The organism is Nakamurella panacisegetis (genome assembly GCF_900104535.1).
GTDB classification, from domain to species: domain Bacteria; phylum Actinomycetota; class Actinomycetes; order Mycobacteriales; family Nakamurellaceae; genus Nakamurella; species Nakamurella panacisegetis.
This window is the reverse complement of the sequence record NZ_LT629710.1, coordinates 3,798,481-3,820,311: the sequence shown is the minus strand read 5'-3', so window position 1 is coordinate 3,820,311 and position 21,831 is coordinate 3,798,481. Positions and strand designations below refer to the sequence as shown.

Here is a 21,831-nt window from a genome sequence, read left to right as displayed (position 1 = left end):
TCCTGAGTTGGTGTCGACCTAAAGCTACATGTACTAGCTTGTACGTGCAATGCCATAGCCGTGGCGCTCATAGCTCGGGAGAGCGACGGCACCGGAGTAGTCGACGTCGTCAGTTCGCCGCCTGGGCCGCACGAGCCGCTGCCTCGTACGGGACTCGGTCGAAGATGAAGCGAATGTGCGTGATCCGGCCGTCGACGACAGTGAAGTGGCCGGCCGACGGTGCACTCGGCACCGGGACCGTGTCGTTGTCGTAGAGCAGGATCGCCTCGTGATCATCGCCAAACGAGGCGACCAGCTCGGAATGCTTCAGCAGCTTGGAGAACGACTCCAGGAATGCCCGGTAGCCGACCGCGCCCTGGATGCGTCCGGCCGGCGCGTCGCAGACGATCTCGTCCGCCAGGAAGCTCATGGCGTGATCGATGTCCTTGGCTGCCGATGCCTGGAAGTAGGCCAGTGCGGTCGTCAGTGCGGTGCCGTGGGTCATGTGACTCTCCTCGATGTTGTCTGGTGTTGACCGGCGCCAGTCTCACTCGGATAGCGGACATCTAACGTCCTGAATTGCGTCCATGCTGAGAAATGTCCATGCCGGGGTGTTGCGTCACCCAAAGGAGATCCGTGCTCGACCCGTCCGCTCGCCTGCTCGCTCTGCTGTCCCTGCTGCAACTCCGGCGGGAGTGGACCGGGCAGGAACTGGCCGACCGCTTCGACGTCGATCCCCGGACGATCCGTCGCGATGTCGACAAGCTCCGCGAGCTCGGCTACCCGGTACACGCCACGCGGGGTGTGGCCGGCGGCTACCGACTCGCCCCCGGAACCCGCATGCCGCCCCTGCTCCTCGACGACGCCGAGGCGGTGGCCGTCGCCATCGGCCTGCGAACGGTCGCCGCCACGTCGATCGCCGGCATCGAGGAGACCTCCGTCAGCGCCCTGACCAAACTCGATCAGGTCCTGCCGGAACGCCTGCGCAAGCGCGTCAGGGCCCTCGGTGCCGCCACCTCGGCCGTGCCGCTGGGCGGCCCGTCAACGGACGTCGAGGTGCTCGCCACGCTGGCCGCAGCGTGCCGAGACTCGCAGCGAGTCCGGTTCGCCTACACGGCCGGTGCCGGTTCCCAGCGGTACGCCGAGCCGGCCGCGCTCGTGCACAGCGGCTTCAACTGGTACCTGGTCGCCTTCGATCTCGATCGACAGGACTGGCGCGTCTTCCGACTGGACCGGATTCGAGGCGAGGTCCGCCGGGCCGACCGAGGCCGCCCCCGCGAAGTGCCCGGCGGCGATCCGGCTGCTTTCGTGCAAGCGCGCGCCGGCCGCAGCGGCGGGCTCGACGCCGCCCCGGCCCGGATCCGGGTACAGGCGACCGCCGCGGCAATCCGCGGCCGGGTCGCGCCCGATTCGGTCACCGTTGCACCGGACGGTGAGAACTCCTGTCTGGTCAGCACTGTCGGGCCGTGGTCGATCACGTTCCTGATCTGGATGACGTTGCTGGACGAGCCAATGGAACTCCTCGGACCGCCGGACTTCATCGACGCGGCCAAATCGTTCGTCAACCGGCTGGCCGGAGCCCTCCCCGCCGAGTGAGCGAGCCCGAACCGGCGACCGGTGCAGCCCGTGCCGCTCCTGGCCCGGCAACCTCGCCGGGTCCGCACCACCCAGTCACCTGAACCTTTCCTGTGCGGCCGGCGTGAGGTGCAGTGACGGGCGCCGGAGCCGAGACCTTCCGGACTCGGCTGCGCGCGAGTCGCGCCCGGCCGGCGACCGTACCCATCGACGGAAGGACGGTCAATGATCCGGAAATCAGGACCCTCGAGGGCGTGGACAGCGGTGCTGGCCGCCGGGGTGATCATGGTCGGACCCGCTGCATCGGCATCGGCCCAGGACCGTGAGCACGACCACGACCCGGGCTTCGTTCAGAAGAACCTCGTTTCCGACGTGGCCGGTCTGGCCGCTCACACGGACGCGAACCTGAAGAATCCCTGGGGCATCTCGTTCCTACCGGGCTCTCCGCTGTGGATCTCCGACAACGGCGCCGGCGTCAGTACGCTGTACGACGGTGCCGGGGTCGCCACGCCGCTGGTCGTGACGATTCCCGCCGCCGCATCCTCCGCGCCATCCGGCGGAACCCCGACCGGCACCGTCTCGAACCCGGCCGCCGCCGGCTTCGTCGTAAGCGAGAACGGCGTTTCGAGCCCGAGCCGGTTCCTGTTCGCCACGGAGGACGGCACGCTGGCCGGTTGGAGCCCGACGGTTGACCGGGGCAACGCCATCACGGTGGCCGATCGGTCGACCGTCGTCGATCCGGAGGGTGACGTCGGGGCGGTCTACAAGGGATTGGCCATGGCCAGCACGCCGGCCGGACAGTTCCTCTACGCGACCAATTTCCGGTTCGGTCAGGTCGAGGTGTTCGACCGCAACTTCACGCTGGTGCGGACCTTCACCGACCCCGACCTGCCATCGGGCTACGGGCCGTTCGGCATCGCCACGATCGGCGGCAACCTCTTCGTCACCTTCGCCAAGCAGGACGCCCAGAAGCACGACGATGTGGCCGGATCAGGACTGGGCTTCGTCGATGTGTTCAGTCCCGGAGGAAAACTGCTGCAGCACTTCGCCTCTCACGGACGACTGAACTCACCGTGGGGTGTCACCAAAGCGCCCGCGAGTGTGCCCGGTATCGGCGGCGACATCCTGGTCGGCAACTTCGGCGACGGCCGGATCAACGTCTATTCACCTCGCGGGCACTTCGTTCGCGCCTTGAGCGATACCCGCGGACATCCGATCACGATCTCCGGTCTGTGGGACCTGAAGTTCCCGACCGGCGCGCTCAACGTCACACCCGGGGCGCTGTACTTCACCGCGGGAATCAACGGGGAGGCCGACGGCTTGTTCGGAGAACTGATCGCGGCCCGCTGAATCGGACGGGATCGCTGGGCGGCCGCCGTGACCCTCACCGCGGCCGCCGCACGGTCGCCGACGCCAGACGTCCGGACGGTCTCCAGGGTGGGCGAACCGCCCCGGAGATCGTCCTCAGACGTCGCGGCGTTGCCGGGAAGTCGAGGCACCGGTGAACCGCAGGGTCACCTCGGCGGCGCAGGGTCAAGCCAGCGGTGTCACCCCAAGCAACGCGGCCGCCAGCAGCAAGGACTCCACCGGCAAATCCGATCGCCACCGCCGCGACAACGCGACCACTACGAGTGTCAGCACACACAAGGCCGCCCGAACGGTGGACGCCCCCGTCGGCCGGATCGGCTCCGAACGGGCCGATCCGCCTGCACTCGTCAGATGCTCAAGGTGCCGGTGTGGGCCAGGTTGGCAGCGACCTCGTACAACTTGCGGTTTGTCTGCTGGCTGGCCTTGGCCAGCAGGAGGAAGGCCTGCGCCGGAGTGATCTTGAAGCGTTCCATCAAGATCCCCTTGGCCTGGCCGATGACATCTCGGTTGACCAGGGCCGACCGCACGTTCTCCAGCTCCTGGGCGTCGGCGAGCGCGATCGCCGCGTGGGAGGCGAACAACAGCCCCACATGTTCGGATTCGTCGCTGAACGCTCCCTGCTCCGTGGCCAGAATGTCCAAGGAGCCGAGGGTTTCCCCCGTGACGAACAACTGGAAGCACACCACGCTGCGCGCGCCCAGCTCCCCAGCCCGGGCCGACAGCTGGGGCCACCGCGGCTCGCTGGCCAGATCATCCACCCGCACCGTCTCCTGTTCGAACAGCGCGTCCAGACACGGGCCCTGTCTGGTCTCGGACTGCAGGACGTCGAACAGGCGCGCCCGTTCGCTGCTCGCCGCAGCCGATCGGGCGTTCTTCCGCTGCTGGGCGACAGTGATCGTGGCGTCCTGGGCACCAGGGACCATCTCCACCACGGTGAATACGATGTGATCCATCACCTCCTGCGGAGTGGAGAGCCGCTGCAGGTCCCGGGCCAGCACGGTCAGCTGCTCGGCCAGGTCGTCGTCGCCGACCCGCGTCCCGGTGTCGTTGATCGACGGTTGCCCCGCGGTGGCGGATGTCTCTACCTGCTGCGAAGTCATCAGCAACACCTCTTGCGATAGGGGGATCGGGGGCCGCACAAAGCGGCGGTCCGGATACCGACCTGAACACCAAATTCGTGTGTGCCCAGCACGGTCCACGGTTCGCAGCCAGTTCATCTCACCACATCCAGGGTGAACGCCAGCCCGCACCGGTTGGGGACGCGATGGGCACCGGGCCGACCAGGTGCTCACGTGGTACGCCCGGCCGGAGCGACCTCGAAACCACGGCGGGCCCTCCCGCCGAATGGCCAGGGGCATGGCATGCTGATAGAAGGGCCGGCTCACATATCGGCCGCCCGGCCGCGGCTGGGCCCTTCCGCCGCCGCTGCCTCACCAGGTCCGCCGGTGACAGGTCTTGCCCCTCGGCCGATGAACGTCGGCCGCAAATCCGTATCAGAAAGTAGATCGTGACTTCTCAGCACTCCTCGTCCGACGGCTTCTCGCCGCTGTTCTCCAACGTCACCGCCTCCCCCACCACGCCGGCCCAGGACCGGAGCGACACCTCCACCACTCGGAAACGCTCCGAGCCGAACGGTGACCACCACTTGACGTTCCTCGACCTGGCCGATTCGGACCCGGCCGACCGCTGACCCGGCCCGACCGACAAACCGGATCGGCGCGCACAGCGCTCGGCGAGTCGTAACGCGGCCCGCTTGATCCCGTGGTCACGCCTGTGCCGCGGATGCCGATTCACCGGTTGCCGAGGAATTCCGGACTCGTTCTTGGAATGCCGGATAGTCTCGGCCCGTTTGGGTATTGGACTCGACGAGGGGCGAAGATTACGTTGACGGCGTCTCTCCGGCTCTCGTCCGTTCAACAGCGCAGCTGGCGAGAGCCGTCAGGCGACCACCACGAGCAGACCACTTGCCGGTCGAGCCGGCGCTGGGCCTCTGAACTCGCACTGGCCGGACCGGGCTTGGACGTCCTGGCCACTCGACTTCAGTCCGGCCGTCGGTCGAACGGCAGCCGGAGCGGGCAGCCGGCGATGGCACCAGCGGGGACCGGGTCCGTCGACGAGCGGCAAGAAGGACGGGACCGGAGACTTACCTGGCCGACATGTGCGTTGGCCCGGTCTCGCGCCTGCGAATTGAGAGCAAACTCAGAAGTTCATCCCCCCACTGGGCCCGGTCTTCGTTCCTGGTCCCACATCTCCAGTTCATGGTCTCATTTTTGATCAAGACCGGGCCCCTCGGCGAGCCATTCATCCTGCCCATTCGCCCTTGGGTAAACCGCTAGACTATGTCGGCGCCCGAGCACCGGATACATGCGGCTCCGGCATTCTCACCGCCCGCTCCCGGCATATTGTTGATCAAGTCGTCTCATCGAGGAGGAACATCATCTCGCCCCAGCCGTCGAGCCGACCGGTCTTCTACGACGGCACCGCTCGTCGGCTACCGCGAACGAGATGGGCCATGAGAATCACGGCTTCGGCGGGTGTTGTCGGCGTCGCCCTGCTGACCCTGAGCACGGTCGGCGGCATTCCCCTCCCCGGACTCAACCCCCCGGTGCAGATCGGTCGGGGCGCACCGAGCGTCGCGACAACGTCGGCGACCGCGTCCAGCACTTCTCATGGCGTGGCCAGCAGCGGCACCGCGGGGCCGCGGCCCCCGTCAGGGCCGGCGGGCATCAAGTCGACGGTCCGACACACCGATCCCGCCGCGGCCGCGCCGTCCACGACCGGACCGGCGCCGACCAACCGGACGCCAGTTGCCCGACCGGCCGGTGCATCCTCGGTGCCCGCACCAGCAACGACGACGACCGTGCGCGCGCCGAACCCGGCCTCCATGCCGAGCCCACCCCAGCCGCGATTCTTGGGCGCGAAGGCCGCGTCCAGCAGTTCGACCGCGACGACAACGGCGACGGCGACGGCGACGACCCAGCCGCCCACCGGTCCGACCACGTCCACGTCATCGCCAATCGCGTCGTCGACCGGGACCACCAGCTCGACCAGCACAACCCCCCGACCAACCACGGCCACGTCGACAACACCGACCGCTTCCACCCCGACCTCCGTGCCGGTCGGAAGGGCACTCGGCACCACCAACCGACCGCCGCACCCGTCACATCCCGCCAAGCCTTGAGCAGCTGAGCGATGAACCGGAGAAGACCGCCGACGGTTATCCGAGCGCACTGGGTTCTGCTGGTCGTCAGCATGCTCACCCTGGGAGTGGCGCTGGCCGTGCACGGGTTCACCACCGGGAACCTCGGCGAGGGCGACAACGGGCCGTCAACCTCCAGTGCGTCCCTGACCACGGCAGTTGTCGGCGGTGGACCCGTCGTCAACTCCAGCGACCTCGCGTCGCCCGGGCTGTCCCCCGCCTCCCGCACGATCGCCCTGACCTTCGACGACGGTCCCAGCGAGTACACCACGGGGGTGCTGGACGTGCTGCGCCGCTTCCACGCCCGGGCAACCTTCTTCGTGGTCGGAAAGCAGGTGGCCGAACATACCGACATCGTTCGGCGGATGGTCGCCGACGGCAACGAAGTGGGTGTGCACTCCTTCACCCACCCAGAGCTGGGATCCGTCTCGGCCTGGCGCGAAGGACTCGAGCTCGACCAGACGCAGCAGGCGATCGCGGGAGCCACCGGCTACACGACGAATCTCCTTCGGCTGCCGTATTCGTCCAAGGTCGCGAACTTGACCCCGACAGAGCTATTGGCGCTGCGGCGGGCGGGCAACTACTGGGCGGTGTTCACCGACCTGGACACCAAGGACTGGACCCGCCCTGGCGTTCCGGCCATCGTTGCCGCGTCCGTCCCGCAGACGGGTGCAGGGGCGATTGTGATGATGCACGACGGCGGCGGGGATCGCAGCCAGACCGTCGAGGCGCTGACCGTGCTCATACCGAAGTTGCAGTCCAGGGGTTACCGTTTCGTCACGGTCAGCGAGTCAGTGGGCTTGGCGTCACCGTTCCGGTCCGCCGGCGTTCCCAGTCGACTGCGCGGCAGCGTGGTCATCGCGGCTGTCCGATTCGGTGATCTGGTCGCGTGGCTGCTCTCGGCCACCATGATCCTGGTCGCTGCGTTGTCGGTGCTGCGGCTGCTCTGCTTGGTGCTGTTGGCGCGCCGACACGCGCATTCGCGAATCGACGAGACCGCTGATCATCTGCCCACCATCAGCGTGATCGTTCCGGCGTTCAACGAAGAGGTCGGCATCGCCGCCGCCGTGAAGTCGGTGGCCGCCAGCGATTATCCCCGCTTCGAGATCGTGGTCGTCGACGACGGCTCCACCGACGGCACGGTGGCGGCCGTGAAATCCGCCGAGGTGCCCGGTCTGCGGCTCATACGTCAGGAGAACGGCGGGAAGCCGGTCGCGTTGAACACCGGCATCGCCTCCTCCTCCGGAGACGTTCTGGTGCTGATGGACGGCGACACGGTCTTCGAACCAGACACTCTTCGACGGCTCGTCCAGCAGCTGGCCACGCCGACGGTGGGAGCCGTGTCCGGCAACACGAAGGTCGGCAACCGCCATGGACTCCTGGGTCGTTGGCAGCATATCGAGTACGTCATCGGATTCAATCTCGACCGCAGGATGTTCGATGTGCTGCAGTGCATGCCGACAATTCCGGGAGCGATCGGCGCATTCCGGCGGGAGGTTCTCGAGCAGGTCGGCGGCCTGAGTTCAGACACTCTGGCCGAGGACACGGACCTGACGATGGCCATCTGTCGCGCCGGCTGGAGGGTGGTGTACGAGCCGCAGGCCGTGGCCTGGACCGAGGCGCCGGCCGGCCTGGGGCAGTTGTGGCGACAGCGATACCGCTGGTGCTTCGGCACCATGCAGGCCATGTGGAAGCACCGTCGCGCGGTGTTCGAGCGCGGCGCAGCGGGCAAGCTCGGTCGGCGCGGACTGCCGTACCTGCTGCTGTTCCAGGTTCTTCTTCCACTCCTGGCCCCCTTCGTGGACGTCGCCGCGATCTACAGCATCCTCTTCCAGAATTCAGGGGCGATCGCGCTCACATGGGCTTCGTTCCTGCTGCTGCAGTTCCTGGCGGCGCTGTACGCATTTCGGCTGGACCGCGAAAGCCCGAGAGTGTTGTGGGCGATCGTGACCCAGCAATTCGTGTACCGCCAACTGATGTACCTGGTGGTCATTCAATCGCTGACCACAGCGACCGCCGGTATCCGCTTCGGTTGGCACAAGTTGCGCCGTACCGGCAACCTCGATGCGGCACCCGCACCGTCGACTCCGTGACCTGAGACTCGCAGAACCAGAATCTGAGGACAGCCACTGATCGGCGCCGCCTGATTCAGCCAGCGGACATCACCCGCTCGGCGAAGTGACAGGCCGAGAGGCGACCCGGGCCGTCCTGCCCCGGCAGCGCCCGGAGCGCGGGTATCTCCTCCGCGCAACGCGCCTCCGCCAGCGGGCACCGCTCATGGAACCGGCATCCGGAGGGAGGATTCACCGGTGACGGAGGCTCGCCGGCCAGCACCAGCCGACGCCGGAGCCGGCCCCGCGAATCGCTGCCGACCGAAGGCGAGGCGGACAGCAGGGCCTGGGTGTAGGGATGGCCGGGGTTGTCGTAGATCGTGGCTGTCGGCCCGGTTTCGGCCAACCGCCCCAGATACATCACTGCGATCCGGTCGGCGACGTGTCGCACCACGGAGAGATCGTGGGAGATGAACAGCAGGGCGACCCCGAGCCGACGCTGCAACTCGCGGAGCAGGTTGATCACCTGTGCCTGCACCGACACATCCAGTGCAGAAACCGGTTCGTCGCAGATCAACACCTGCGGGTCGAGGACCAGCGCCCTCGCGATCCCGATCCGCTGCCGCTGTCCGCCGGAGAACTGGTGGGGGTAGCGGGTCATCATGTCCGTCGACAACCCCACCAGCGCAAGGAGCTCGGCCACCCGATCCTTGCGTTGCCGGGTCGAGGCCGATCGGGTTGCGGCCAACGGCTCGGCGATCAGATCCAGGACCGTCATCCGTGGATCGAGCGACGTGTACGGATCCTGGAAGATCATCTGCACCCCCTGGCGCAGGAGGCGGCGATCCGGCCGCCGGCCGGCGGTCACGTCCTGCCCCCGATAGGTCAGCGTACCGCCGTCCGGCTTCTCCAGTCCCACCAGCATCCGGGCCAGAGTGGACTTTCCGCAACCGGTCTCACCGACGATCCCCAGCGATTCCCCGGCCCTGAGCTGCAGGCTCACACCGTCGACGGCCGAGACCCGGGAGGGCGACAACCGCGACCCGACCCGAAAGGTCCGGCGGAGTCCGGCCGCTTCCAACACAGCCTCGCCCCGTCCGAAACGGACGTCCGGAAGCATGTCAGTGGGCTGCGACATCGGCCAACTCCTCGCTGCGATGACAGGCCGACGTCCGGCCGGGTTCTGAGTCCGCGAGCAGCGGCCGTTCCTGCCGGCAGCGTTCGATGGCCATTGTGCAGCGGGGATGGAACGCGCAACCGACAGGCACCTGCGCGGGGCTGGGTGGTGATCCGGGAATGGTCAACAGCTCGCGCCCGCGATCTCCGGCCTGCGGCACCGACCGCAGCAGCGCCTGGGTGTACGGATGACGAGGCCGGTCCAACACCTCTGCGGCAGGCCCGGTCTCGACGATCCGTCCGGCGTACATCACGGCCAGCCGATCCGCCACCTCGCTGACCACGCCGAGATCGTGCGTGATCAACAGGACACCCATACCGAATTCGACTCGGAGCCGATCGAGCAGCTCCAGGATCTGCGCCTGCACCGTGACGTCCAGCGCCGTGGTCGGTTCGTCGGCGATCAACAGGTCCGGCTGCAAGGCGATCGCCATCGCGATCAGGATGCGCTGACGCATGCCCCCGGAGAATTGATGTGGGTACTCGTCGACGCGACGATCGGGATCGGAAATGCCGACCGCCGACAGCAACTCGACAGCGCGCCGACGAGCCGACCGGCGCGAGGAATGTTCGTGCACGCGGAACAGCTCACCGAGTTGGTCACCGATGCTCAACACCGGATTCAACGCCGACAGAGCGTCCTGCATCACCAGGCTCATCCTTTGGCCTCGCAACGAGCGCCTGGCCCGAGCCGAGGCTCTCAACAGATCGGTTCCACCCAGGCGCATCTCGCTGGCTCGTACGGTCTGGCCGGGAGCAGTCAGACCCATCACGGCCCGGGCGGTCACCGACTTCCCGGATCCCGACTCCCCCAGCAAAGCCACGAGCTCGCCGCGCTGCACGATCAGATCGACCTCACGTACAGCGCGCAGTCGGCTCTCGCCGCTTCCGAAGTCCACCGAGAGACCACGCACCGTCAATGCCGGCTCGACCGCCGGGTCACTGTTGTCCACGCCACCCATACTGCCACCTTCCATATTGCCGCAATGTAACAATCCAGCCGATACCTTGCCGGGATTGCACATCAGATGCAGTATCAGAGCCGGAATCACTCGCTTAGCGGGGCTACGGCGCCGAAACTACCCCGGGTACGCGTCCCGGTCGGTGGTGACAGCCATCCTGCCCCCGTCAGCAGGACCACCGACGATCAACCTCCAGGAGGAGTTTGCCTTGCTCGAACCAGCAGATCGCTACACGGGATACACCGCCTACGACTACCTCGAGGCCGGAAAGGACTACCGCGCCTTCGAGTACGCCGAGCAGATCGGACGGGTTCCCGCCTACCAAGGTCTGAGTCTGACCTCCGAACAGCTGCTGCGCACCAGCTCGCTACTGGCGGAATCCACCGTCATCTCCCTGCACGAACACGTTCAGGCGTTCCCCAAGGACATGGGCTACCTGCGCGACCACATCCGACAGGGCCGCGAGCCCACCGCGTATCGCGGTCTGTCCCGGTCCGGGCTGACTGCGGTGTTCGACAACGGCATGGACGGCACCTGCTGCATCAGCAGCGACGCCGGCTGGAAGTACCAGGACGTCCTGTTCGACCTGGGGGTTCGGATGGCCGACATCGCCCATCAGGATTTCGTGATCAAGGGCGAAACCCTGGCCGACATCGAACACGCCAGAGCCACCGGGCGGATCGCCCACATCTTCGCCCTGGAAGCGGCGACCATGATCGAGAACGAGGTGGACCGCCTGGACGTGCTCTACGGATTCGGCGTCCGGCAGATGGGAATCGCCTATTCCGAGGCGAACACCCTGGGCAGCGGGCTCAAGGAACGTGGCGACGGCGGGCTGACCTACTTCGGTGACCGTGCCGTCGAACGGATGAACAAGCTCGGCATCGCCATCGACGTCTCCCACAGTGGTGACCGCACCGCCCTGGAGGTCATCGAGCGGTCCACCCAGCCGGTGTTCATCACACATGCCGGGGCCCGATCGGTGTGGCCGACCAATCGAATGAAGCCGGACGAGGTGATCAAGGCGTGTGCCGAACGAGGCGGAGTGATCGGAATCGAGGCGGCGCCGCACACCACACTCTCGCGGGCCCACCCGCGGCACAGCCTGGAATCGGTGATGGACCACTTCACCTATTGTGTGGAGCTTGTCGGCCTCGAGCACGTGTCCTTCGGCCCGGACACCCTCTTCGGTGATCACGTCGGCCTGCACGACGCGTTCGCCGCGAACCTGTCTCTCGGGCAGGCGCACGGCAACGTCGAGTACGAGAAGGTGCCCTACGTCGACGGTCTGGAGAACCCGGCCGAGGGCTTCTTCAACATCATCGGCTGGCTGGTCGAGCACAACTACTCCGACGACGACATCCGGGCCGTCGTCGGGGGCAACACCCTCCGAGTCCTGAAGGATGTGTGGATCTGATGAGGTACCTGACGCGGCGGCTCACCTTGACCGCCAGCGCTGTTGCGGTCACGATGGCGATCGCCGCCTGCGCCCCGAGCGCGCCGACGAGCCAGAGTTCGACCTCCGGCCCCGCCGGAAGCGCGACATCATCCGGCGGGACCGCCTCGGCGACCGGGGGCACCGTCAACATCGCCACGACCACCGACGTCGTGAACTACAACCCGTTGGTGGGCAACAGTCGGACCGACTACTGGATCACCAACCTGATGTATCCCCACCTGTTGACGATCGCCGCCGACGGCACCAAGCAGGCTTCTCTGGCCACGAAGTGGGGCTACACCAACCCCACCACCGGCTACTACGACATCCGCGGCGACATGACGTGGAGCGACGGCGTCAAGCTCACCGCCAAGGATGTGGCGTACACGATCAACGCGGTGATCAAGGACAAGCCGGCCGGCACCCTGTACGGCCAGCTGACCAACGTCAAGTCGGCGACGGCGACGTCGGACACCCATGTCGAGATCACCTTGATCAAGCCGGATTCCACCGTCGTCAACGAGGTGGGCTTCTGGGGCAACATCGTGCCGGAGCACGTGTTCAGCAAGGCCGGCAATGTGGCCAAGTTCGCGAATGACAACAACTGGGTGTCGGCCGGGCCCTTTGTGCTGACCAATGTGGTCAAGGGCCAGAGCTACACGATGGACGCGGTGAAGTCGTATCCCATGGCTGCCGGCGGGGCCGCGAAGGTCAGCAAGATCGTCTATCGGGTGTACCCGGATGTGAACACGGAGATCCTGGCCCTGCAGAAGGGCGACGTCGACATGATCGCCAACGCGATCCCACCCGCACAGGTGAAGAACCTGCAGAACTCCGACGGAATCAAGCTGGCCGAGATACCCGGCCTGGGCTACGCCCACATGACGTACAACATGAGCAAGGCACCGCTGGACAAACTGGCCGTCCGAAAGGCATTGGCGTACTCCGTCGACTACAACGCCATCCGGAACGTGGTCCTTCAGGGTCAGGGCGTGTCCACCGGGAGCAGTCCGATCATGCCGGTGCTCAAGACCTACTACGACGCCAGCCTCAAGGAGTATCCGTACGACCCGGCCCAGGCCCGCCAGTTCCTGACCGACGCCGGATACAAGGCGGACAGCAACGGCAAGTTCCCGCTCAGCTTCCGGTTGATCTACTCGCTGCAGGACGCCGTCACCTCACAGTGGGTGAACCTGGTCAAGGACGGAGCGGCCAAGGCCGGCATCACCATCACCCTGCAGGGCCTGGAACGCAACACATACCTGGCCAAGACGGCCGTCGGAGATTTCGACGTCTACGCCGGCAACTTCGCCATCATGGACGATCCGACCACCAACATGGCGCTGACCTACCTGAAGGACGGTTCGATCAACTACTCCTACGTCGACGACCCGGCGTTGTCGTCGCTGATCGAGAAGTCCAGGGTGGCGACTGATCAACAGACGGCAATCGGGCTGCTGCAGCAGGCGGCGAAACTCGTGCACGACAACGTCTATGACAACGTCATGTACACCCAGAACCTCTATGTCGCCTACCGCAGCAACATCAACGGGCTCGTCGTCAAGCCGAGTGAGTTGCTCTCCGTGGTCGATCCGGCGTCGCTGGCGCAGATCACCAAGTCCTGACCTCCGCCTCGAAAGGGTCGCCCGCATGCCGTTCGCCCTGTTTGTGCTCCGCCGTCTCGGCCGGGGACTACTGACCATCTGGTTCGCTGTGACCGTCACCTTCCTGCTCCTGAGGTTGCTGCCCGGTGATCCGGCCCTGGCCGTGGCCAATCCCAACATGACGGCGAGCATGCGGGCGACCCTGCTGTCCCAGTACGGACTCGATCAGTCGCTCATCGTGCAATATCTGAAGTATCTGTGGCAGCTGCTGCACGGCAACCTCGGCGTCTCGTTCGCACAGTCCGTCCCGGTCGCGGACGCCTTGATGAGCCGACTGCCGTGGACGCTGCTGCTGACGGGCTCCGCCTTGGTCGTGACCGTCGTGCTCGGTATCCCGCTGGGTGTGCTCGCGGCCTCCCGCCGCGGCGGATTCCTGGATCGGTTGGTTCAGATGGGAAGCGTCGTCGGGCAGTCGCTGTTCGTGCCGAGTGTCGGGGTGCTGCTGCTGTACGTCTTCGGATTGACGTTCCGGATCTTCCCGATCGGAGGTGCGTTCACCGACGGCGCCTACGGGATCGCCTGGTATCTCTCGGTTCTCACCCACCTGGTGTTGCCCTGCGCTTCGTTGGTTCTCATTCAGATCGGCTCCTACGTGCTGACCCTGCGAGCCACTCTGATCGATGCCCTCGGCGAGGACTACTGCACGCTGGCCACCGCGAACGGGCTCTCCGAGCGTCGTGTGCTGTGGAAACACGCGCTGCGGAACGCCCTTCTGCCGACCACCACGTTGATCGGTCTGCAACTCGGCTTCCTGGTCGGCGGGGCCGTGCTCACCGAGACCGTCTACGCCTATCCGGGGATCGGACGGGCCATCTACGAGGCGGTCACCCAGCTGGACTTCCCGGTGCTGCAGGGCGCCTTCGTGCTGCTGGCCGCGGCGGTGGTGGCCGCCAATATGATCACCGACATCGCCTACGGGCTGCTGGATCCGAGAGTGAAGACGGCATGACGACGCCCAAGACTCCCATCTCCGAGCGGTCAAGCATCACGTCGGGCGCTTCGGCGCCGGCCATCGCCGGGCTGGAGCCGGTCGCCACCGAACTGCCCGGTGCGGCTCGCGCCACCTGGCGCGCCTTCCGCCGAGAACCATTGGGCCTCATCGGACTTGCGGTGATGGGGTTGCTGATCGTGGTCGCGGTCGCTGCACCGTTGATCGCTGCCTATCCGGCCGGATACGGCGACACCGTGCTGGCCACCCCCTCCGGAGCTCATCTGTTCGGTACCGACAGTCTCGGCCGGGATGTGCTGGCCGAGGTGGTCTGGGGGTCGCAGCAGAGCATGCTGGTGGCTTTCGCCGCTTCGTTCATCGCCATCGCGATCGGCACCGCGCTGGCCATGATCGGCGCGTATTTCCCGCGCGCCGACGGTCCGATCGGGGTGTTGGTCGACCTGACCCTCTCGCTCCCGGTGCTGCCGCTGATGATCCTGGTGGCTGCGCTGGTCGGGCCGAGCACGGTCACCATCATCTGCGTGGTGGCCGCCTTCAGCTGGCCGGAGGTCACCAGGGTCGTTCGGTCGCAGGCTCTGGCCGTCGTCAAACTGCCGTACGTCGATGCGGCGCGGCTGATGACCACGTCACCGTTCTGGATCATCACGCGGCATCTGATCCCCGCCGTCACACCGGTCATCGTGGTGTCGGTGGTGCTGACCGCCTCCCGCGCGGTCCTGTCCGCCGCCGGACTGTCCTTCCTGGGCCTCGGGGATCCGAACACCTGGTCCTGGGGCCGGATCCTCTACGAGGCGCAGCAGTCGGGGGCCATGTCCAGCGCCTGGTGGCTGACGCTGTTCCCGTCGATCGCCATCCTCCTGCTGGTCCTGTCGGCCACCTTGCTGTCGATCTCCTACAACGACGCCCGCAATCCGCGGTCGCGTCGCCGCTGAAAGGAAGTCCGACGTGACGAGTACCGAAACCCGTTTCACGCCGCGGCTGTCCGCCGACTTCTTCGACCGCGTCCAGCAACTGGTTCGGGAAGACGCCGCGGCCGCGGGGTTCGCGGCGTTGTTCAGCGATGACCCGGAGGACGTCGCATACCTGACCGGCTTCTTCCACCATCCTTGTGAGCGCCCGGTGGCGGTCTGGGTGCCGGTGGACGGCGCCTGTGTGCTCCTGCTGCCCGAACTCGAGCGCGAGCACGCCGAATCCCAGCACGCCAGGGCCGAGATCGTCTCCTACGCCGAGTATCCCGGGGTTGTGCCTCCGTTCGCCGCGCTGGCCGCGGCGGTGGGCCCGTCCGGCATCGTCGGCCACGCCGTGTCCACGTCGTTCCAGCGGCTCGCCGCGGTCCGGGAACAGTTGCCGCAGTGGCAGTTCCAGCCGACCGAGCTGGTCGTCCGGGCCAGGTTCGGCAAGCATCCCGAGGAGATCGCGCTGCATGCCGAGGCCGCCCGGATCACCGATCAGATGCTGTCCGCCGGGGTCGCCCTCGTTGCCGACGCGGTGGCCGCGGGCGCCGCGTTGCCCACTGAGGCCGAGCTGGCCGCTCACGTCACGTCCACCGGGGTGCGCACCATGTACGCCGAGCACGACGACGTGGTGGTGGTCAGCCCGCTGGCCGGTGGATTGGTCTACGCCGGAGCCAACTCGGCCTACCCGCACGGCCTGCCGTCCGGCTACCGGCTGCGGGCCGGCGACACCTTCATGCTCTCGCTGGGCTGCGCCGTTGGTGGTCGTTTCGTCGAGGGCGAGCGAACCTTCCTCCTCGGCGAGCCGACGTCCGAGCAGGTTCGTTACTACGAGGCGGTGCGAGCGGCCCAGGAGATCGGCGGTCACGCCATCCGCCCCGGAGTGGCGTGCGCAGAGGTCAACCGGGTGTGCCTGCAGGTCATCCGGGATGCCGGGTTCGGCGGGTTCTTGCGACACCGGCAGGGCCACGGCATCGGGTTGGGCATGCACGAGCCGCCGTGGCTCGAGGACGGCGATCCCACCCTGCTCGCCGAGGGAATGATCGTCTCCAACGAACCCGGCATCTACATCCCGGGTCATGCCGGTTACCGGATCTCCGACTCCATGCTGGTGACGGCCGAGGGAGCCCGTCCGTTGACCTCGTTCCCCCGGGACCTCGCACACGCCGTCATCGCGGTCTGACCGGCGTCAATTCACTGCAGCACGACCTACTGGAGAGTGACATGTTCGTAGAGATCAACGGCAACCCGCTGGCCGTCGAGGTGATGGGACCAGAACGTGCACCCGTGTTGATCGCCCATCACGGTGCGCCTGGCCTTGGCTCTCGGTCGGAGCCACGCGCCAGCTTCGGTCGGTTGGCCGACACCTACCGGGTGGTGGTGTTCGACGCCCGCGGATCGGGCCAGAGCGGGGGCGAGGGGCCGTTCACCCACGAGCAGTGGGCCGCCGACGTCGACGGGCTGCGGGAGTGGATCGGGGTCGATCAGGTGATCATGGCCGGCGGCTCCTACGGCGGGTTCATCTCGCTGGAGTACGCCACCCGCTATCCCGATCGGGTGCGGGCCCTGGTGCTCCGCGACACCGCGGCCGATCACGCGCACGAGAAGCTCTCCAGGACGAATGCCCTGGCCTCCGCCCGGATCGAGGTGGACGTGGCAAAGCTGGACCGGATCAACGCCGGTCTGGTGCGCGATGACGAAGACCTGCGTGACTGCTGGCGGGAAATCTTGCCGCTCTACGATTTCAACTACGATCCGGCGAACGTGGAGGCCAAGGTGGCGGCGACCCCCTACCGGTATGCCACCCACAACTTCGCCTTTGCCCACAACATCCCGAACTACGACATCAAGCACCTGCTCCCATCGATCAGTTGCCCGACCCTGATCACCGTCGGCCGCACCGACTGGATCACACCAGTCAGCTGCAGCGAGACCATCCATGCCCTGATCCCGGGCTCGGAGTTGGTCATTTTCGAGGAGTCGGGGCATTCTCCACAGGTGGAGCAAGCTGAGGAGTGGACCGCCGCGGTGCGGGAGTTCCTGACCCGGGTCGACCAAGGCCGAGCCCCGGCGGACGTTCGTTGATGCGAGCATGGCCAACGTTGGACGAACTGGATCGCCGCATCATCGTGGCGCTCCAGCAGGACGGCCGCGCAAGTTGGACCTCGATCGCCGAGGTGTGCCAGTCCTCCGTGCCCACCGTGGCCAGGCGAGCCCAGCAACTCATCGACGAAGGCGTGGTGCGGATATCGGTCATGCCGGAGCTCGGCAGTTCCGGGCCGGTCGAGTCGTTCATCGTTCGGCTCGGCTGCCGACCGGGTTCGCAACTCGACGTCGCCGCGGCCCTGGTCCAGCGGGAGGAGGTGCGGTTCCTGGCCGTCGTCACCGGACCGGACGACCTGGTCTTCGAACTGGTGGTGCCCAAGGGCGCGAGCAGCTATCCGCGGATGATCAAAGAGATGCAGACGATCGACGGAGTGCAGCGCTGGCATTCGGATCTGCTGCTGCATGTGTACAAGGTGGCCCACGACTGGAGCAAGCAGCTGCTCGGCGACCAGGGCAACGACGTGCCCCCTCGAGAGCCGGCCGACTGCCAGCCGAGCCACCTCGACAGCACGGACCGCCAGATCATCGCGGAGCTTCGGGACGACGGCCGGGCCGGGTTCAAGGTGATCGCCGAGAGACTCGGGCTGAACGAATCCACCGTGCGCCGCCGATTCGATCGATTGCAGGAGAACGGCTGCGTGACGGTGCTGACCCTGATACCGGCGGCCGCTCTCGGTCTGGAATCGGAGACCCTCATGACGGTCCAGGTGAAGCCGGGAGCCATCGGCCTGGTGGCCGCGGAGCTCGCCCGGCACCGGGCCGTGCGCTATCTCGCCGCCACGCTGGACGGCAACGCCCTGCTGTGTGAGGTCATCGCCACCTCGACCCAATCACTGTTCGAGTTCATCACCACGGTGCTGGCCAAGCTGGACGGTGTGCTCGGCTGGAGCGCGTCGATGGAGTTGCTCTTCCTCAAGCGGGGATTTGTGGAGACGCCCTGGTGGCGCGACCAGACGGACCTGGTCGAGCCGGGCTGACCGCGAGCCTGGAGCAACCCGGCTCACCGCCGACACACGGTTGACTCGCGAACGCGAGGGTTTGACCTTTCCGCTTCAGGTCAACTTTGTCCGGCCTGGCCCCCGGAACGCGGCTCGATCTGCGCCGCGGCGCTTCATGGCCGGAACGGGTAGGCCACGTAGGCCAACCTTCTGGAGTCGGGAGACCAGCTGTTCACGTTCAGCGTGCCTTGACCCCCGTCCAAGCGCACCACATCCCGGGTGGCGCGCGTTTCGAGGTGCAACAGCCGGATCGTGACACGCCGATCGGGAGGGTGACCGACGGTGCCGGCCGGGAAACTCAGGTAGGCCGCGTACACGCCGTCCGGCGACACGTGAGGGAACCAGTTCACGCGTTCGTCGAAGGACAGCTGTTCGAGGTGACCACCTTCGAGGTCACTGCGAAATATCTGGGCGTGACCCGGCGTGGTGGAAGCGATTTCGGAGTTGAAGTACAGCCACCGACCGTCGGGCGAGAACTCCGGGCCATCCGCTGGCGAGAACCCTTCCCCCAAAAGCCTTTCAGTGCCCGCGCTCGTGTTGCGGATCCACAGGGACCGGGTTCCCGCCGGATCGTGGCCATGAGCCTCCGTTCCGACAAAGGCGATGGAATCTCCGTCCGGAGATATGCCGTGCAGATAGTGTCGGAACCTTCGGTCCGCCTGTTTTGGCCCGCTGATCCGCTGACCGACGCCTCCGTCCCACGGAAACTGCCAGATGTGCCCGTCCTGCGCGGAGGCGTAATGCCAACTGCCGTCGGGCGATACGAGGTGATCGTTGTTCAACGCCGGCAGACCTTCGACGTCGATGGGCTCCGGGCCGCCGCCGCGCTCGGTGGACACGCGGAACAGGCGGCCATCGGCATTGACGACGATCCACCGTCCCGACGGGTGCCAGTTGGGAGCTTCGAACAACCGACGGTCGGAGGACAAGAGAAGCTCGGATTCCCCCGTCATGACATCCAGGAGCCAGATCTCCGAGCGCTGACCGGGACGCAGTGTGCGGAAGTCGCCGGCCGCGACGGCGACTTCCGACGAACCGGCCGACCGGGCCTCACCGGCCTTCGGGTGTCGGCTCACGGAGCCAACTGTCGCAGGACGGTGAGGCTCTTGTGATAACCCTCGACGAGGCGGTCCAGGATCGAGTCGGTGGTGGGATCGGGTCCCGATCGGTCGGGGTGGGCCGCCCGCCACTGGAGGATTCGGCGAGCACCCTCCTCCCAGGTCACCTGCGGACGGAACGCCGGTACGAATGATCGGATCTTCGTGGTGTCGAAGATGCTCGAGTGGCTGAGATCACCCCGGATCAGTTCCGACCAGCGCCAGTCCGGGGCCGCCGTCGCGATCAGGTCTGCGGACAGATGGAGCAAGCGCGGCGCGACGTCGGCGGCCGCAGCGAGGATGCCGTGAATAGCATCCCAGGTCAGCACCTCGTCGGAGGTGATGTGGAATGCCTCGCCGATCGAGGCGGTCAGGCCGATCAACCCGATCAGCCCGACCGCGAAATCGTCGGCATGGGTGATGGTCCAGGGCGACGTACCATCACCCGAGACCACGACTTCGGATCCTCGCAGGATCCGGTCGACCACCGTCCAGTCGCCTGGGAAGGGCGGCCTGGCATCGTCGTAGGTGTGGGACGGCCGCACCACGGTGACCGGGAACTCCCGCTCGCGGAAGGCGACCATCAAAGCTTGTTCGGCTCCCAGTTTCCCCCTGGCATATGCCAGGAGCGGGTTGCGCAACGCAGTCGACTCTGTGGTCGGGAAGCGCGCGACGGGTTTGCGGTACACCGTGGCGCTGCTGATGAAGATGTACTGGTCGGTGCGCTCGGCGAAGATGCTCTCGGCCCGTTGCGCGTCTGCGGCTGTGTAGCAGAGGAAATCCACCACCGCATCGAAGTGCAGACCGGCCAGAGCCTGGCCCACGTCGTCCCCGCGGATGTCGGCGTGGTGCTGATGCACTCCGGGGGGCGGCGGCCTGAGCGTGGACGCACCCCGATTCAGGACGTGCACCTCGTCGCCGCGGCCCAGAGAGGCCACAACACAAGCAGCGCTGATCGTCCCGGTCCCACCTACGTACAGCACTCGCCTGCTGGTGCGGCTCACGGCATCCTCGCTCTCAACTCGGGTGAGGGTACCGACCGGCAGATTCGACCGGCGGTACGGGTGGTGTTGTTCCGTAACTCGGGGTAAGTTTCGGAGGAAGTTTCGGAAATGACCTGGAGCGTCACCTGGAATCGACCCGGCTGTGTCCGGCGAGCGTACGAACGGGAGGACCGGTGACCGTACTCGTCACGGAGTCTGAGGACCGCAAAGTCACAGTGGCCGACATCGCGGCGGCCGCAGGAGTCTCGGTGGCCACCGTCTCGAAGGTGCTCAACGACCGTCCCGACGTGTCCCGCAAGACCCGAGCCCTGGTGCAGGCGCTGCTCGAGCAGCACCAGTACGTTCGCACTCCCCGCACCAAGACCGGCAACGAGCCGGCCCCGCGTCGTCCGCCCGGTGGTGGCCTCATCGACATCGTCTTCAACGACGCCGGATCGCCATGGGCGGCGGAGATGATCAGCGGCGTCCAATCGGCTGCACGCGCGGCGCGTGTCTCGGTCGTCGTGTCCGTGCTCGGCCCGGGTAATGAGGACCGGCGACAGTGGGTGCAGGACGTGACCGATCGGGGCTCTCAGGGCGTCATTCTGGTGGCGAGTCTCTCCGCGGCCGACCGCGGCCGCGTGAGCCAGCTTGGCGTTCCGTTCGTTTCGGTCGACCCGGTCGGTGACTTCGACTCCGACCTCCTCTCCTTCGGCGTGTTCAACTGGGGTGGCGCGGCCACCGCGACGCAGCATCTCCTCGACCTGGGTCATCGCCGCATTGGCACCGTCACCGGCCCGATGCGCTACTTGTGCAGCCAGGAGCGTCTGGCCGGCTACCGGGCCACCCTGGAGCGGGCGGGCATCGAATCCGATCCAGCGCTCATCCGACCGGGCGACTTCCACTTCGAGTCCGCTGTGCGGGGAGCGACGGAACTGCTGCAGCTGGCCGACCCGCCCACGGCCATTTTCGCGGCGAACGACGAGCAGGCGCTGGGCGTCTACACCGCCGTCCAGCGTCAGGGCTTGCGGGTCCCGGAAGACCTCAGTGTCGTGGGCTTCGACGACGTCCCCATGTCGCAGTGGGTACTCCCGCCGCTCACGACGATCCGCCAACCGATCCGGGAACTGGCCGAGTTGGCCACCGGCGCGCTGCTGCAGACCGCACACAACGCGCCCACGGCGCCGACCAGGGCCCGCACGGAGCTGCCCACCACGCTCGTCGTCCGGTCGAGCACGGCACCGCCACGGCCTCGCCGGACGGCCAAGAGGCCCTGAGTCACCGGGCGAGTTCACCGAGAACGGTGCCGTGGTCGGGTGGCCGATGGGCCCGT

Annotated in this window: 19 protein-coding genes; 12 read left to right on the top strand and 7 right to left on the bottom strand. The window is 66.8% G+C overall.

The annotated features are described in order from the left end of the window. Positions 1–109 precede the first annotated feature (109 nt). A complete protein-coding gene (locus BLS97_RS17175) occupies positions 110–484 on the bottom strand; it encodes a nuclear transport factor 2 family protein (protein WP_090478105.1) in 375 nt (124 codons plus the stop codon). Between the two features lie 131 nt (positions 485–615). Between BLS97_RS17175 and BLS97_RS17170 the strand changes: the two genes are divergently transcribed. Together BLS97_RS17170 and BLS97_RS17165 are read left to right on the top strand one after the other, a co-directional pair. Further along, entirely contained in the window at positions 616–1,575 is a 960-nt protein-coding gene (locus BLS97_RS17170) for a helix-turn-helix transcriptional regulator (RefSeq protein ID WP_197676239.1), read from the top strand. Between the two features lie 204 nt (positions 1,576–1,779). Beyond that, the gene (locus tag BLS97_RS17165; protein WP_090478102.1) at positions 1,780–2,904 is read left to right on the top strand and encodes a TIGR03118 family protein; all 1,125 of its coding nucleotides are present in this window, start codon (positions 1,780–1,782) and stop codon (positions 2,902–2,904) included. 365 nt (positions 2,905–3,269) lie between these two features. Here the strand turns inward: BLS97_RS17165 and BLS97_RS17160 are convergent, their stop codons facing one another. Then, positions 3,270–4,022, bottom strand: coding sequence for a GAF and ANTAR domain-containing protein (locus BLS97_RS17160; RefSeq protein WP_090482507.1), 753 nt, complete (start codon positions 4,020–4,022; stop codon positions 3,270–3,272). A 407-nt stretch (positions 4,023–4,429) separates the two neighbouring features. Between BLS97_RS17160 and BLS97_RS17155 the strand changes: the two genes are divergently transcribed. After that, positions 4,430–4,612 (top strand): hypothetical protein, encoded by a 183-nt coding sequence (locus tag BLS97_RS17155; RefSeq protein ID WP_090478098.1) that lies wholly within the window; start codon positions 4,430–4,432, stop codon positions 4,610–4,612. Between the two features lie 977 nt (positions 4,613–5,589). On the opposite strand, the gene BLS97_RS17150 is transcribed toward BLS97_RS17155, so the two are convergent. After that, on the bottom strand, positions 5,590–6,024 hold the full coding sequence (locus BLS97_RS17150; protein WP_157695486.1) for a hypothetical protein: 435 nt from the start codon (positions 6,022–6,024) through the stop codon (positions 5,590–5,592). 150 nt (positions 6,025–6,174) lie between these two features. On the opposite strand from BLS97_RS17150, the gene BLS97_RS17145 reads away from it, so the two are divergent. Further along, positions 6,175–8,214, top strand: coding sequence for a bifunctional polysaccharide deacetylase/glycosyltransferase family 2 protein (locus BLS97_RS17145; RefSeq protein WP_197676238.1), 2,040 nt, complete (start codon positions 6,175–6,177; stop codon positions 8,212–8,214). A 55-nt stretch (positions 8,215–8,269) separates the two neighbouring features. On the opposite strand, the gene BLS97_RS17140 is transcribed toward BLS97_RS17145, so the two are convergent. Further along, positions 8,270–9,310 carry an ABC transporter ATP-binding protein gene (locus tag BLS97_RS17140; protein WP_090478089.1) on the bottom strand — a complete coding sequence of 347 codons (1,041 nt, stop codon included), beginning with the start codon at positions 9,308–9,310 and terminating at the stop codon, positions 8,270–8,272. Continuing rightward, positions 9,294–10,310: an ABC transporter ATP-binding protein gene (locus tag BLS97_RS17135; RefSeq protein ID WP_090478084.1), complete on the bottom strand. Its 1,017-nt coding sequence runs from the start codon at positions 10,308–10,310 to the stop codon at positions 9,294–9,296. Before BLS97_RS17135 ends, BLS97_RS17140 begins: the two co-directional genes overlap by 17 nt. 208 nt (positions 10,311–10,518) lie before the next feature. Between BLS97_RS17135 and BLS97_RS17130 the strand changes: the two genes are divergently transcribed. Genes BLS97_RS17130 through BLS97_RS17100 form a run of 7 tightly spaced genes read left to right on the top strand, consistent with a single transcriptional unit; the run spans position 10,519 to position 18,397 of the window. Then, a complete protein-coding gene (locus tag BLS97_RS17130) occupies positions 10,519–11,727 on the top strand; it encodes a dipeptidase (RefSeq protein WP_090478081.1) in 1,209 nt (402 codons plus the stop codon). Beyond that, on the top strand, positions 11,727–13,373 hold the full coding sequence (locus BLS97_RS17125; protein ID WP_090482504.1) for an ABC transporter substrate-binding protein: 1,647 nt from the start codon (positions 11,727–11,729) through the stop codon (positions 13,371–13,373). The genes BLS97_RS17130 and BLS97_RS17125 overlap by 1 nt, the downstream gene beginning before the upstream one ends. Before the next feature lie 25 nt (positions 13,374–13,398). Beyond that, positions 13,399–14,361 carry an ABC transporter permease gene (locus BLS97_RS17120; RefSeq protein ID WP_090478078.1) on the top strand — a complete coding sequence of 321 codons (963 nt, stop codon included), beginning with the start codon at positions 13,399–13,401 and terminating at the stop codon, positions 14,359–14,361. Next, entirely contained in the window at positions 14,358–15,293 is a 936-nt protein-coding gene (locus tag BLS97_RS17115) for an ABC transporter permease (protein ID WP_090478073.1), read from the top strand. Before BLS97_RS17120 ends, BLS97_RS17115 begins: the two co-directional genes overlap by 4 nt. Positions 15,294–15,306: 13 nt before the next feature. After that, complete coding sequence (locus tag BLS97_RS17110; protein ID WP_090478070.1) at positions 15,307–16,497, top strand: M24 family metallopeptidase; 1,191 nt, start codon at positions 15,307–15,309, stop codon at positions 16,495–16,497. A gap of 41 nt (positions 16,498–16,538) precedes the next feature. Next, a complete protein-coding gene (locus BLS97_RS17105; RefSeq protein ID WP_090478067.1) occupies positions 16,539–17,399 on the top strand; it encodes an alpha/beta fold hydrolase in 861 nt (286 codons plus the stop codon). After that, positions 17,399–18,397 (top strand): Lrp/AsnC family transcriptional regulator, encoded by a 999-nt coding sequence (locus BLS97_RS17100; RefSeq protein ID WP_090478062.1) that lies wholly within the window; start codon positions 17,399–17,401, stop codon positions 18,395–18,397. The genes BLS97_RS17105 and BLS97_RS17100 overlap by 1 nt, the downstream gene beginning before the upstream one ends. 134 nt (positions 18,398–18,531) lie before the next feature. On the opposite strand, the gene BLS97_RS17095 is transcribed toward BLS97_RS17100, so the two are convergent. Beyond that, a complete protein-coding gene (locus BLS97_RS17095) occupies positions 18,532–19,200 on the bottom strand; it encodes a TolB family protein (RefSeq protein WP_197676237.1) in 669 nt (222 codons plus the stop codon). Positions 19,201–19,490: 290 nt separating this feature from the next. Then, positions 19,491–20,519, bottom strand: coding sequence for an NAD-dependent epimerase/dehydratase family protein (locus BLS97_RS17090; RefSeq protein WP_090478057.1), 1,029 nt, complete (start codon positions 20,517–20,519; stop codon positions 19,491–19,493). Between the two features lie 173 nt (positions 20,520–20,692). Here BLS97_RS17090 and BLS97_RS17085 point away from each other — a divergent pair, with 173 nt between their 5' ends. Beyond that, on the top strand, positions 20,693–21,775 hold the full coding sequence (locus BLS97_RS17085; protein ID WP_090478054.1) for a LacI family DNA-binding transcriptional regulator: 1,083 nt from the start codon (positions 20,693–20,695) through the stop codon (positions 21,773–21,775). Positions 21,776–21,831: the final 56 nt, after the last annotated feature.

Bases quoted from the DNA above. Each gene is read 5' to 3' on its own strand.
- BLS97_RS17125 (WP_090482504.1), top strand. From the start codon at position 11,727: ATGAGGTACCTGACGCGGCGGCTCACCTTGACCGCCAGCGCTGTTGCG.
- BLS97_RS17100 (WP_090478062.1), top strand. From the start codon at position 17,399: ATGCGAGCATGGCCAACGTTGGACGAACTGGATCGCCGCATCATCGTG.
- BLS97_RS17145 (WP_197676238.1), top strand. From the start codon at position 6,175: ATGCTCACCCTGGGAGTGGCGCTGGCCGTGCACGGGTTCACCACCGGG.
- BLS97_RS17165 (WP_090478102.1), top strand. From the start codon at position 1,780: ATGATCCGGAAATCAGGACCCTCGAGGGCGTGGACAGCGGTGCTGGCC.
- BLS97_RS17140 (WP_090478089.1), bottom strand. From the start codon at position 9,310: ATGTCGCAGCCCACTGACATGCTTCCGGACGTCCGTTTCGGACGGGGC.
- BLS97_RS17120 (WP_090478078.1), top strand. From the start codon at position 13,399: ATGCCGTTCGCCCTGTTTGTGCTCCGCCGTCTCGGCCGGGGACTACTG.
- BLS97_RS17175 (WP_090478105.1), bottom strand. From the start codon at position 484: ATGACCCACGGCACCGCACTGACGACCGCACTGGCCTACTTCCAGGCA.
- BLS97_RS17105 (WP_090478067.1), top strand. From the start codon at position 16,539: ATGTTCGTAGAGATCAACGGCAACCCGCTGGCCGTCGAGGTGATGGGA.
- BLS97_RS17115 (WP_090478073.1), top strand. From the start codon at position 14,358: ATGACGACGCCCAAGACTCCCATCTCCGAGCGGTCAAGCATCACGTCG.
- BLS97_RS17135 (WP_090478084.1), bottom strand. From the start codon at position 10,310: ATGGGTGGCGTGGACAACAGTGACCCGGCGGTCGAGCCGGCATTGACG.
- BLS97_RS17160 (WP_090482507.1), bottom strand. From the start codon at position 4,022: ATGACTTCGCAGCAGGTAGAGACATCCGCCACCGCGGGGCAACCGTCG.